We start from the raw sequence: 11841 nt of genomic DNA, 5'->3' as shown, positions 1-11841 counted from the left end.
GCAGGGCAGAGGGGGGTATGCCGCGCCCGCAGCGCCATCCTATTGCCTGAGTTCCAAAACCATCACGCACCCTCCGGTGAATGACACACCGCCTCGATATTGTTGCCGTCGGGGTCGAAGACGAAGGCGCCGTAATAGTTCGGGTGGTAGTGCGTGCGCAGGCCGGGCGGGCCGTTGTCGGTTCCGCCGGCGGCGATCGCGGCTTGGTAGAAGGCATCCACCTCGGAACGGTTGCGGGCGGTGAAGGCGATATGTTGCGAATGGCCGGCCACTGGTTCGGCCTCGTGCAGCCAGTAGACCGGCCGTTCCTGCCCGTAGCCGCCGACCTTGACGCCGCCGGTATATTCGGCCGGCACCATGTAGAGCAGCGAGGCGCCAAGCGGCGCGAAGGCTGCGTCGTAAAATGCCTTGGCCCGGTCGAAATCCGCGACCTTGATGCCCATGTGATCGATCATCGCCTTGCTCCTCCGCGTTGTTCCAGGAGGTGAAGCTTACCGCTTCACCTCCCAGGTCGTCACCCTCTCGCCCGTCGCCGGGTCCTTGCCGTCCTTCAGCTGGATGCCCTTGTCCGACAGTTCGTTGCGGATCTTGTCGGCTTCGGCGAAATTCTTCGCCTTCAGCATTTCGAGACGCAGGGCGACCAGCGCGTCGACGGCGGACGCCAGTGCCTCGTCGACCTCGGTTTTCTCAGGCAGTACGCCGAGAAACGCGGCGCTGGCGGCAAACACCGCAAGTGCCTCCGGGTCGCCGTGGGCGTCCTGCGCCAGGGCGTGCAGCGCCTGAACGGCGGCGACCGTGTTGAGGTCGTCGGCAAGCGCGTTGATCACGGTATCGCAGGGAACCACGCCGGAGGCTTCCGCCGCCGGCCACTTGGCGAGAAGGCGTTCTGCCTCTTCCAGCCGCTTCACCGAAAAGTCGATCGGCTCGCGGTAGTGGGTCATCAGCATGGCAAGCCTCAGCACCTCGCCCGGCCACTGGCGGCCACCGAATTTTTCGGTGTGCAGCAGGTCGTAGATGGTGATGAAATTGCCCTCGGACTTCGACATCTTGCGGCCCTCGACCTGCACGAAGCCGTTATGCATCCAGACATTCGCCATCACTTCCGTGCCATGGGCGCAGCGCGACTGGGCGATCTCGTTCTCATGGTGCGGGAAGATCAGGTCCAGCCCGCCGCCATGGATGTCGAACTCCTCGCCGAGATAACGCCGGCTCATCGCCGAGCACTCGATATGCCAGCCCGGCCGGCCGCGGCCCCAAGGGCTTTCCCAGCCGGGTTCGTTGTGGGAGGAGAGTTTCCACAACACGAAATCGGCCGAGTTTTTCTTGTGCGCATCGACGGCGACGCGGGCGCCCGCCTGCTGCTCGTCGAGCGGGCGCTTGGAAAGCTGGCCGTAATCCGCCATCGACTTGGTGTCGAACAGCACTTCGCCCTTTGCGACATAGGCATGGCCGTTGCCGATCAGCTTCTCGATGATCTCGATCATCTCGGCAATCGTGTCGGTGGCGCGCGGCTCGACGGTCGGCTCCAGGTTGCCCAGCAGGGCAATGTCCTCGTGATACTGCGTCTCGGTCTTTTCCGTGACGAGACGGATCGCCTCGTTGAGCGGCAGGCCGGGATGGTCGCGCAGCGCCCGCGCGTTGATCTTGTCGTCGACGTCGGTGATGTTGCGGGCATAGGTGACGTGAGCTTCGCCATAGACATGGCGAAGCAGCCGGAACAGCACATCGAAGACGATGGCCGGTCGGGCATTGCCGATATGGGCATAGTCATAGACCGTCGGGCCGCAGACATACATGCGTACGTTCTGGGGATCGATCGGCGCGAACGCCGTCTTTTCACGGGTCAGCGTATTGTAGAACCTGAGCGGAATGCTCATCGAAAAATCTCCCGACAACAAGGTGCCGGCCGGACCGGGTCGTTTGTCTTCAAGGCTTTTCGAGAGACGAAAACGGCCGGGCCAGCGCGAACGCTAGCGGATAATGATCCCACAAATGGAAATCGCCGTTTTCATGGAAGTGTTTATGGCGCGGGCAAGCCATTTGGTCAAGTGGGCTTTACCCGCGCCGGACCTCCGAAATCGGCCCTATGCCGTCTTGGCGCCGATGCCGTTCCTGGCGACCGTGAACAGGAAGATCAGCATCGAGATGGCGGTGAGGATCGAGCCGATCGCGGCCAGCGCCTCGCCGCCCGAGGACACCGCCATCGCGATGCCCGGTACGAGACAGAGGACGCCGAGAACCGCAAAGCCGAGATGGACCTTCGACAGCAGGGTGTCGGCCGCTGAGGGCGTCACGGTGTAATAGAGGCCGAAAATCCCCATCGTCGTCCAGCCGACCAGGTTCAGATGCGCATGCGCCGGCGCCATCAGATGGTCGCCGGAGATTGCCATCTGAATGCCCCAGAACATGCCGGCGGTGACACAGAGCACGGCTGCGCCGAAGAAATAGAAAGCGATGTTTCTCATCAGATTGTCCCCCGAAATATGAAGTTCCTGCGCCCTATCGCAGGACGCCCAGTATAGCGGAAAATCCGATTTTCATACATGGGGGTATCTCCCGGGCTGCCGTTGATGCGCCACCGGGATCAAAACATGGGCTTCGCACGTTGATGGGCACGAATTCCACCAATCGGATGGATACCGAAATGGCCAGCCAGGATAGACATCACAACGTTTTCGAAATGTTCTCGAGCGCCATCTCCTCCTGGTCTGGAAAACCGGTCACGTTCGTTGCGGCCGTCGTGTTGATCGTCATCTGGGGCGTCACCGGGCCGTTCTTCGGATTCTCGGAAACCTGGCAGCTGGTGGTCAATACTGGCACGACGATCATCACCTTCTTGATGGTCTTTGTTCTTCAAAATTCCCAGAACAGGGATGGCGAGGCGGTCCAGGCGAAGCTTGACGAACTGATCCTGTCCAGCCAGGCCGCCAACGAGTTTATCGGCATTGAAAAACTGGACGAGAAACAGCTTCGCAAGCTCAGCGAAAGTCTGCAGCGCCGTGCCAAGGCGCTGGATCAGGAGGCAGAGGGCACCTGAGGCGGCCGCCTCAGCGTCCTTTGTCGGTGGGGGGATTGCCGTTGTCGAGCAGGGCCTGGGCGATGGATTTGCGCCGTGCGTCGTCGGTCATGGCGGAGCTGATCAGCCGCATCGCCTCCATGACGGCAGCGTCGCCATGCTCGCGGTGAAGGCGGGCCATCGCCGCGGCGACCAGATTGGCGGTTGCCGTCGCCTGTTCTCTCTGCTCGTCGGTAAGGTGCGGTTGCAATGTCGAACGCAAGCCTCATGCCTTGGTGGATTGCTTCTATTCCGGTGCGCGAAAATCCACGAACTTGTTGTCGCGCACGACGAAGAGGCGGCCGGTGTCCTGGAGGTCGGGGGAGGCGAGGAAGAGGATCTTTTCGGCGATTTCCGAGGGATGCGGCAGGGTTTCCGGGTCTTCGCCGGGCACCGCCTGGGCGCGCATCGCCGTGCGCGTGGCGCCGGGATTGACGATGTTGACCTTGAGCGGCGTGTGCTCGGTCTCGGCGGCCCAGATGCGGGCCATGTTCTCGACCGCAGCCTTTGAGATCGAATAGGCGCCCCAGAAGGCCGGCGCCTTGGAGGCGACGCCCGACGACATGATGATCGCCCGGCCGGCATCGGATTTGGTCAGGAGCGGCTCGACCGAGCGGATCAGCCGCCAGGTGGCGGTGACATTGGTCAGCATCACCTTGTCGAACACCTTTGCCTCGATATGGCCGAGCGGCGAGATGACGCCGAGGATGCCGGCATTGGCAACCAGGATGTCGAGCTTGCCCCAGCGCTCGAAGATCGAGGCGCCGAGCTTGTCGACGGCCTGCATATCAGTGATGTCGAAGGGAACCAGCGTGGCGGTGCCGCCGGCCGCCTTGATCGCGTCGTCGAGATCTTCCAGGCCGCCGACGGTGCGCGCGGTGGCAATCACATGCGCGCCGGCTTTTGCGAGCGCCAGCGCCGTGAAATATCCGATGCCCCGCGACGCGCCGGTCACCAGCGCGATCCTGCCCTTCAGATCGATAGTCATGATTTTCCGCCCTCAAAATGCGATGCGCACGCCGATATCTCTGCGGAGGAGGCGGCTGCTTCTTTGCACCAGCCCGGCCTCAATCTCCCTCATCCCTGTGCTTGTCACAGGGATCCAGTGCGCGCAAGTCCTTGCGCGGGAGGGGGTCGTCATTCGGAGAGCCGCGCCAATAAGCGTCGAGCCAGCCAGCCCCCCTCTGCCCTGCCGGGCATCTCCCCCACAGGTGGGGAGATTACAAGCGGCACGATCCCCGCCTACAAAGCACTGCTGCGAAGGGTGTGACGCTCAATGCAGGGCCGTGAGCAGGCTCCCAGCCGATCTCCCCACCTGTGGGGGAGATGCCCGGCAGGGCAGAGGGGCGAGCTTGCTCGACCTTTGATTTCAGCTTCGGGAGAAGCTCGCGTCAGCCGTTGCTGGCCAGTACCGAAACCTTGCGGCCCATCGTCTCGCCGTCCTTGTCGAGCAGGCGGGTGGGATAGTCGCCCGTGAAATAATGGTCGGTGAATTGCGGGCGGGCGTTGTTGCGGTCTTCGCCGCCGACGGCGCGGTAGAGGCCGTTGATCGACAGGAATTCCAGCGAATCCGCGCCGATATAGCGGCACATGGCTTCCAGGCTGTCGTACTGGTTGGCGAGCAGCTTGTCGCGATCCGGCGTGTCGATGCCGTAGAAGTCCGGATAGAAGATCATCGGGCTGGCGACGCGCAGATGCACTTCCTTGGCGCCGGCATCGCGGATCATCCGGACGATCTTCAGCGACGTGGTACCGCGCACCACCGAATCATCGACCAGCACGACGCGCTTGCCCTCGATCATCGCCCGGTTGGCGGAATGCTTGAGCTTGACGCCGAAGGCGCGGATCTGCTGGGTCGGCTCGATGAAGGTGCGCCCGACATAGTGGTTGCGGATGATGCCGTATTCGAACGGAATACCGCTTTCCTGTGCGTAACCGAGCGCGGCCGGCGTGCCGCCATCCGGCACCGGCACGACGACGTCGGCCTCGACCGGGGCTTCCTTGGCGAGGTTGATGCCCATGTTCTTGCGGGCGACATAGACGCTACGGCCGCCGACGACGGAATCGGGACGGGCGAAATAGACATATTCGAACAGGCAGAGCCGTTCGGTCTGGCCGTTGCCGGCCTTGCGGGCGTCGATCGAGATAGAGCCGTCCGGCTGGATTTCGCAGATGATGACTTCGCCGTTCTCCACGTCGCGGACGAACTTGGCGCCGATGATGTCGAGCGCGCAGGTTTCAGACGCGAAGATCGGCTTGCCGTCGAGTTCGCCCATGACCAGCGGGCGGATGCCGGTGGGGTCGCGGGCGGCGATCAGCTTGGTGCGGGTGACGGCGAGCATCGAATAGCCACCCTCCATCTGCCGGATCGCATCGATGAACCGGTCCGCGGTCGACGAATAGCGGGAGCGGGCAATGAGGTGCAGGACGACCTCGGTATCGGACGTCGACTGACAGATGGCGCCCCCGGCGATCAACTGCCGGCGCAGGGTCAGGCCGTTGGTGAAATTGCCGTTATGGGCAACCGCGATGCCGCCGACTTCCAGTTCGGCAAACAGCGGCTGGACGTTGCGCAGCGCCACTTCGCCGGTGGTCGAATAACGGTTGTGGCCAATCGCGATATTGCCGGGCAGTCGGGCGAGCGTAACGGGATCGGTATAATGGTCTCCGACGAGGCCCATGCGGCGTTCCGAATGGAAGCGCAATCCGTCGAACGAGACGATGCCGGCTGCCTCCTGGCCGCGATGCTGCAGGGCGTGCAGCCCGAGCGCCGTCAGCGTCGCGGCCTCGGGATGGCCGAGAATGCCGAACACGCCGCATTCTTCATGCAGCGTATCGCCATCCCATTCATTGACGCTGTCTTCGGCGAACGTCTCGGAAACCGGCTGATTCATCTTGGCCCCTTATCCCTTTGGACAACCTGTCCCTGTCGGAAAAATGGAAAGGCCGGCCGGGAAGAACCTCCCCGGAAACCAGCCTGTTTTTCACTTGAATGCGAATGATACCACAAATGGTGACGTTTTGCGCTGCATCAAGCGCAAGATCGCGTCAATTATTTGTCGCAGGCGCGTCGTCTGCCGTCGGTTGATCCTGAGCCGGGGCGCCATCGGTTGGTGTGGCCTCGCGGCCGAGGATGCGAGCGCGGATCTGCGGCTCGATATCGGCGGGCAGCACGGCTTCGAGGCGGGCGACCAGCGTATCGAGGAACGGCTTTGATTTCGCCTGCGTCACCCAGGTCGGCTGGGCGTTGGCCGCCACCAGCCAGTTCCAGAATGCGACGGCGACGACGAGCAGCAGGATGCCGCGGGCAGCGCCGAACAGGAAGCCGAGCGTGCGGTCGAGCGCACCGATGCGGCTGTCGATGATGAAATCGGCGATCCGCGTGGTGATGAACGAGATGACGATCAACGCGATGATGAAGATGGCGCCGGCGGAAGCTGCGATCGCGATGCGCTCGTCACTGAGGTGAGGCTTCACATAGGGCAGAACCAGCGGGTAGAGGTAATAAGCGGCGGCGACTGAACCCGCCCAGCTTGCGATCGACAGCACCTCTCGCGAAAAACCGCGAACCATGGCGAGCACGGCGGAAAACAGCGTCACACCGATGACGATACCGTCGAAAATCGTGATGGGCATATATGATCTACTCCAGACTTGCCGACTTCAAGACTTGCCGGCTTCAAGCCCGGCGCCCCGCCTTACCGCAGCCGTCATACATCAGCGGGCTTGTTAACGGAAGATCAATCATCTTCCGGCGTTTGCCTCAGCTTGGAAGCGGAACCGGCGATGCGTGACACAAGGTCCGGCAGGTCCTCGATCGTCACCCAGCGTCCATTCGCGCCTTTCGGCACCTCCGCGGACGTGGCCGGCAGCATCGCTCCTGCAAAACCAAGTTTCTCAGCTTCCTTAAGGCGTTGGGCGGTCTGCGAAACCGGCCGCACCGCCCCCGAGAGGCTGATTTCGCCGAAATAGACGCAATCGGCCGGCAGGGCAAGACCGGCCAGCGACGACACCAGCGCGGAAGCGACCGCAAGGTCTGCCGCAGGCTCGGTGATCCGGTAACCGCCGGCGACGTTGAGATAGACGTCGTGCTGTCCGAGCTTGACGCCGCAATGGGCCTCCAGGACCGCGAGAATCATCGACAGGCGCGACGAATCCCATCCGACCACGGCGCGGCGCGGGGTGCCGAGCGAGGTCGGCGCGACCAGCGCCTGCACCTCGACCAGAACGGGTCGCGTGCCCTCCATGCCGGCAAAGACGGCGGCCCCCGGCGATTTCGAATTGCGCTCGCCGAGGAAAAGTTCGGACGGATTGGTGACCTCGCGAAGCCCCTTGTCGGACATTTCGAAGACGCCGATCTCGTCGGTCGGTCCAAACCGGTTCTTGACGGTACGCAGGATGCGATAGTGGTGGCCGCGGTCCCCCTCGAAATAGAGGACTGCATCGACCATGTGCTCGACGACGCGCGGGCCGGCGATCTGGCCTTCCTTGGTGACGTGGCCAACGAGAACCATGGCGGCGCCCGTCTGCTTGGCGAACCGGATCATCGCCTGCACGCCGGTGCGCACCTGGGTGACGGTGCCCGGCGCCGAATCGGCCGTGTCGCTCCACAGCGTCTGGATCGAATCGATAATGACGAGGTCGGGACGCTTGCCTTCGCCGATCGTGGCGAGAATGTCCTCGACATTGGTCTCGGCGGCGAGCAGTACCTCTGTATTGGCGGCATCGAGGCGCTGGGCACGCAGCCGCACCTGCGCCACCGCCTCTTCGCCTGAGACATAGATGATCCGGTGGCTGCGGCGGGAAAGCGCGGCCGCCGCCTGCATCAGCAGCGTCGACTTGCCGATGCCCGGATCGCCGCCGACGAGCACCGCCGAACCGCGTACGAACCCGCCCCCGGTCGCCCGGTCGAGTTCGGAAATGCCGGTGAAGATCCGCGGCGCTTCCTCGGTCTCCCCCGACAGCGTGGTGAGCGCCACGGCACGGCCCTTCTTCGGCACCTTGCCGGGGCCTCCGCCAATGCCGCCCATCATGTCGTCTTCAATGATGGTGTTCCACTCGCCGCAACCGTCACACTTGCCGGCCCAGCGGTTATGCACCGTGCCGCAGTTCTGGCACACGAATTGGGTTTTGGATTTTGCCATGGGAAATTTCAGGTTTCGCTTGTCGTGAAATCGTCGGGGGCGACGTTCTGGTGGCCGTGCAGGACGCGGAGAATGCGCACCGTCTTCTCGTCCGTACGGAAGTAGATGCATCTTCGGCGGTAGGGGAGAGCCTTCAATCCCGGTGACAGTTCATCACGGGGAACGCCCGGAAAGCCGCTCAACGCGATCCATTCCATCTTTCGTACAAGGTCGCGGACAAAGTGGGACGCCGCGACCGGATCGTGGCTGGCGATATAAAGGAAGATATTGAGGAGATCCTGATCGGCGAGAGGAGAGTAGATCAGCTCTTTCGGTTTAATAGCCGCATCCCCCGCTCGATGACGGAATCAGCCAGGGCATCGGCGGTGGTGAACGTGAGATACTCCCCCCGTTCGAACTGAGCGTCCGCCTCGGCAATCATTTGCTGCAGCAGTTCTGTTTCGCTCCCAAGCCGCTGCAATCCGGCGGCGATGACTTCGTCGGCATCCTTGTAGGCCCCGGTTTTGACCTGTTGGTCAATGAAGGCCTTGTGCTGTTCGCTGAGATGGATCTCGGTCATTTCGATCTCCTTTTGTTCTCGTATAGCACGAGGGATTTCCGCTTCCAAGAGGCAAGCGGATGCCGATCAGTCGTCGGGATAAAGATAACGCCGCTCATAGCGCAGACCGAGGCTGGTCAGCAGTTCGTAGCCGATCGTGCCGGCGTTACGGGCAACGTCGTCGACGGCTATGTTCGGGCCGAACAGTTCGACATAGTCGCCGGCCTGGATCTCCGATGTCGGGATGTCGGTGACGTCGAAGATCGTCAGGTCCATGGTGATGCGGCCGATGACCGGAACCTTGCGGCCGGCGACGAAGCCGAAGCCGCCCTGGGCGACCGTCTGGCGCAGCGGCACGCCGGAGCCGGAGAGTGCTCGGCTGTAGCCGTCCGCATAGCCCGCGGACACGATCGCCAGCCGGCTGTCGCGGGAGAGCTGGTAGGTTCCGCCATAGCTCACCGTCTCCCCCTTCTTTCCGTCGCGGATCTGGATGATGCGGGCTTCCGCCTTGACGACCGGCTTCATCGGGTTCTGCACGCCGACCACCGCCTCGCCGCCGTAAAGCGCGATACCGGGACGGGTGAGATCGAAATGATAGTCCGGGCCTAAAAAGATACCGGCGGAGGCCGAGAGGCTTGTTTCGATGCCTTCGAAAGCCTCCGCGACCTTCTGGAAAGCTGAAAGCTGTTTCCGGTTGAGGGGCGAGGAGGGCGTGTCGCCGCTGTGGAGATGCGACAGTACCAGCACCGGCGAGAAGCTTGCCGGCCGCGACACGTCGTCGGCAAAGGCGATGGCATCCTCAAGCGGAAGGCCGAGCCGATTGAAGCCGGTATCCACCTGCAGCGCACAGGGGTGGTCGCCATATTCCGATGTCACCGACATCCAGAAGGCGAGTTGTTCTTCCGAGGCCAGAACCGGCACCAGGTCATGTTCGAAGAACATCGCCTCCTGGCCAGGCCAGATGCCGGAGAGAACATAGATGCGCGCATCGGGCGCATAGGCACGCAGCGTCACGCCTTCCCGCGCCACGGCGACGAAGAAATCGCGGGCGCCGGCCTCGTAAAGCGTGATGCCGCAATCCTCGAGCCCGAGCCCGTAGGCATCGGCCTTGACGACGGCCGCCGCCCGCGCCGTTCCCGAACGCCGCGCCATCTCCCGCCAATTGTCGGCAAGCGCACCCAGATCGACCGTCAGCCGGACGGGCGCGATATCGAAATCGTCGGGATAGGAAAGCTCACTGTCGAAATCGGTCATGTCGGCTCGTAAGGCAGGAGGACGGTTGCAACGATCCTACCGGTTTCGAAGGCAGGAAAAAGACCACGTCCGCAAAATCCTTCGCGCTGCACAATCTTTTAGGCCGTCGGGAAGTCAGGCAACGCTGCGCAGATCGAAATCGGCATGCGAGAGTTCATAGGGAAGAACGGCGCGGCATGTCTCTTCTCCCCAGCGGGGAGAAGGTGGCGGCAGCCGGATGAGGGGGCAGCCACAATAGGTCGAGTTTGCCGCAAGTCCCCCCTCATCTGCCCTTCGGGCATCTTCTCCCCGCCGGGAGAAGAGAGAATGCGCCCGCCCCATCAATGCTCTTCGTATTGCGTAAAGCTCGGGTCGGCCAAATCGGCGAAGCGGGTGTATTCCGACTGGAAGGCGAGCTTGACGGTGCCGGTCGGTCCGTGGCGCTGCTTGGCGATGATCACGTCCGCCGTGCCCTTGACCTTGTCCATCAGCACTTCCCATTCGGGATATTTCGGGTCGGCGATATCGCGGGGTTCCATGTTCTTGACGTAATATTCCTCGCGGAACACGAAGAGCACCACGTCGGCGTCCTGCTCGATCGAGCCCGATTCGCGAAGGTCGGAGAGCTGCGGACGTTTGTCGTCGCGGCTTTCCACCTGGCGCGAGAGCTGCGACAGCGCGATGATCGGCACGTTCAGTTCTTTGCCGAGCGCTTTCAGGCCGGTGGTGATCTGGGTGATTTCCTGGACGCGGTTCTCGCCGGATTTGCCCGAGCCGGTCATCAGCTGGATATAGTCGACCACCAGGCAGTCGAGGCCGCGCTGGCGCTTCAGGCGGCGGGCGCGGGCGGAAAGCTGGGCGATCGAGATACCGCCGGTCTGGTCGATGAAAAGAGGCACCTTTTGCATCATCTGGCTGCAGGCGACGAGCTTTTCGAAATCCGCCTCGGTGATGTCGCCGCGGCGGATCTTCGAGGACGAGACTTCCGTCTGCTCGGAAATGATACGGGTGGCGAGCTGTTCGGCCGACATTTCGAGCGAGTAGAAGCCGACGACGCCGCCGTTCTTGGCCTTGAACGAACCGTCCGGCTGGACTTCAGGCTCGTAGGAGGCGGCGATATTATAGGCGATGTTGGTGGCAAGCGAAGTCTTGCCCATGCCGGGGCGTCCCGCAAGCACGATCAAGTCGGAACGCTGCAGCCCGCCCATCTTGCTGTCGAGCGACATGATGCCGGTCGAGATGCCGGAGAGATGGCCGTCGCGCTCGAATGCCTGGCCGGCCATGTCGATGGCAAGCGCCACCGCATCGTTGAACGACTGGAAACCGCCGTCATAGCGGCCGTTTTCTGCGAGCTCGAACAGCCGGCGCTCGGTATCCTCGATCTGCGTCTGCGGCGGCATGTCGAGTGGCGCGTCGAAGGCGATGTTGACCATGTCCTCGCCGATGGTGATCAGCGCGCGGCGCAGCGCCAGGTCGTAGATCGCCCGGCCGTAGTCTTCCGCGTTGATGATCGACACGGCTTCGGAGGCAAGGCGCGCGAGATACTGCGCCACCGTCAGGTCGCCGACCTTGTCGTCGGCGGGCAGGAAGGTCTTGATCGTCACCGGGTTGGCGGTCTTGCCCATGCGGATGATATCGCCGGCAACCTCGAAGATCTTTCGGTGCAGCGGCTCGTAGAGATGGACGGGCTTCAGGAAGTCGGAGACGCGGTAATAGGCGTCGTTATTGACCAGGATCGCGCCGAGAAGCGCCTGTTCGGCCTCGATATTGTTCGGGGCTTCGCGGTAATGCGGCTCTGCCGGCTGGATGTTGGCGAGCTTGCGTACTGCGTCGTTCATGGTCTTTTCCGTTCTGTCCTGCTGCCAAGCCGT

At 62.7% G+C, this 11841-nt stretch carries 13 protein-coding genes; 1 reads left to right on the top strand and 12 read right to left on the bottom strand.

Going from position 1 to position 11841, the window contains the following annotated elements; genetic code table 11:
* Positions 1–62: 62 nt before the first annotated feature.
* From ABCW43_RS04865 to ABCW43_RS04855, 3 genes are all read right to left on the bottom strand, one after another.
* Entirely contained in the window at positions 63–455 is a 393-nt protein-coding gene (locus tag ABCW43_RS04865; RefSeq protein ID WP_345922344.1) for a VOC family protein, read from the bottom strand.
* A 36-nt stretch (positions 456–491) separates the two neighbouring features.
* On the bottom strand, positions 492–1877 hold the full coding sequence (gene cysS, locus ABCW43_RS04860) for a cysteine--tRNA ligase (protein ID WP_345922343.1): 1386 nt from the start codon (positions 1875–1877) through the stop codon (positions 492–494).
* A gap of 207 nt (positions 1878–2084) precedes the next feature.
* A complete protein-coding gene (locus ABCW43_RS04855) occupies positions 2085–2465 on the bottom strand; it encodes a hypothetical protein (protein WP_345922342.1) in 381 nt (126 codons plus the stop codon).
* A 179-nt stretch (positions 2466–2644) separates the two neighbouring features.
* On the opposite strand from ABCW43_RS04855, the gene ABCW43_RS04850 reads away from it, so the two are divergent.
* A complete protein-coding gene (locus tag ABCW43_RS04850) occupies positions 2645–3037 on the top strand; it encodes a low affinity iron permease family protein (protein ID WP_345922341.1) in 393 nt (130 codons plus the stop codon).
* 10 nt (positions 3038–3047) lie between these two features.
* Here the strand turns inward: ABCW43_RS04850 and ABCW43_RS04845 are convergent, their stop codons facing one another.
* From ABCW43_RS04845 to ABCW43_RS04805, 9 genes are all read right to left on the bottom strand, one after another.
* Positions 3048–3278 (bottom strand): hypothetical protein, encoded by a 231-nt coding sequence (locus tag ABCW43_RS04845; RefSeq protein WP_345922340.1) that lies wholly within the window; start codon positions 3276–3278, stop codon positions 3048–3050.
* A 24-nt stretch (positions 3279–3302) separates the two neighbouring features.
* Positions 3303–4043, bottom strand: coding sequence for an SDR family NAD(P)-dependent oxidoreductase (locus ABCW43_RS04840; protein ID WP_345922339.1), 741 nt, complete (start codon positions 4041–4043; stop codon positions 3303–3305).
* 403 nt (positions 4044–4446) lie between these two features.
* Positions 4447–5949 carry an amidophosphoribosyltransferase gene (gene purF, locus ABCW43_RS04835; RefSeq protein ID WP_345922338.1) on the bottom strand — a complete coding sequence of 501 codons (1503 nt, stop codon included), beginning with the start codon at positions 5947–5949 and terminating at the stop codon, positions 4447–4449.
* Positions 5950–6103: 154 nt separating this feature from the next.
* Positions 6104–6691: a CvpA family protein gene (locus ABCW43_RS04830; RefSeq protein ID WP_345922337.1), complete on the bottom strand. Its 588-nt coding sequence runs from the start codon at positions 6689–6691 to the stop codon at positions 6104–6106.
* 104 nt (positions 6692–6795) lie between these two features.
* On the bottom strand, positions 6796–8199 hold the full coding sequence (gene radA, locus ABCW43_RS04825) for a DNA repair protein RadA (RefSeq protein ID WP_345922336.1): 1404 nt from the start codon (positions 8197–8199) through the stop codon (positions 6796–6798).
* Positions 8200–8207: 8 nt separating this feature from the next.
* Entirely contained in the window at positions 8208–8453 is a 246-nt protein-coding gene (locus tag ABCW43_RS04820; protein ID WP_345923342.1) for a type II toxin-antitoxin system RelE/ParE family toxin, read from the bottom strand.
* 47 nt (positions 8454–8500) lie between these two features.
* Positions 8501–8758, bottom strand: coding sequence for a type II toxin-antitoxin system ParD family antitoxin (locus ABCW43_RS04815; RefSeq protein ID WP_345922335.1), 258 nt, complete (start codon positions 8756–8758; stop codon positions 8501–8503).
* A 66-nt stretch (positions 8759–8824) separates the two neighbouring features.
* Positions 8825–9991, bottom strand: a complete 1167-nt coding sequence (alr, locus tag ABCW43_RS04810; RefSeq protein ID WP_345922334.1) for an alanine racemase — start codon at positions 9989–9991, stop codon at positions 8825–8827.
* Positions 9992–10311: 320 nt separating this feature from the next.
* Positions 10312–11808, bottom strand: coding sequence for a replicative DNA helicase (locus ABCW43_RS04805; protein WP_037080796.1), 1497 nt, complete (start codon positions 11806–11808; stop codon positions 10312–10314).
* Positions 11809–11841 lie beyond the last annotated feature (33 nt).

Source organism: Neorhizobium tunisiense (assembly GCF_039631515.1).
Classification (GTDB): Bacteria; Pseudomonadota; Alphaproteobacteria; order Rhizobiales; family Rhizobiaceae; genus Neorhizobium.
Note: the sequence above shows the minus strand (reverse complement) of the source record. Positions and strands in the feature narration are given on the sequence as shown.

Coding starts and splice junctions, on each gene's coding strand:
- ABCW43_RS04865 (WP_345922344.1), bottom strand. CDS start 455: ATGATCGATCACATGGGCATCAAGGTCGCGGATTTCGACCGGGCCAAG.
- cysS (WP_345922343.1), bottom strand. CDS start 1,877: ATGAGCATTCCGCTCAGGTTCTACAATACGCTGACCCGTGAAAAGACG.
- ABCW43_RS04855 (WP_345922342.1), bottom strand. CDS start 2,465: ATGAGAAACATCGCTTTCTATTTCTTCGGCGCAGCCGTGCTCTGTGTC.
- ABCW43_RS04850 (WP_345922341.1), top strand. CDS start 2,645: ATGGCCAGCCAGGATAGACATCACAACGTTTTCGAAATGTTCTCGAGC.
- ABCW43_RS04840 (WP_345922339.1), bottom strand. CDS start 4,043: ATGACTATCGATCTGAAGGGCAGGATCGCGCTGGTGACCGGCGCGTCG.
- purF (WP_345922338.1), bottom strand. CDS start 5,949: ATGAATCAGCCGGTTTCCGAGACGTTCGCCGAAGACAGCGTCAATGAA.
- ABCW43_RS04830 (WP_345922337.1), bottom strand. CDS start 6,691: ATGCCCATCACGATTTTCGACGGTATCGTCATCGGTGTGACGCTGTTT.
- radA (WP_345922336.1), bottom strand. CDS start 8,199: ATGGCAAAATCCAAAACCCAATTCGTGTGCCAGAACTGCGGCACGGTG.
- ABCW43_RS04815 (WP_345922335.1), bottom strand. CDS start 8,758: ATGACCGAGATCCATCTCAGCGAACAGCACAAGGCCTTCATTGACCAA.
- alr (WP_345922334.1), bottom strand. CDS start 9,991: ATGACCGATTTCGACAGTGAGCTTTCCTATCCCGACGATTTCGATATC.
- ABCW43_RS04805 (WP_037080796.1), bottom strand. CDS start 11,808: ATGAACGACGCAGTACGCAAGCTCGCCAACATCCAGCCGGCAGAGCCG.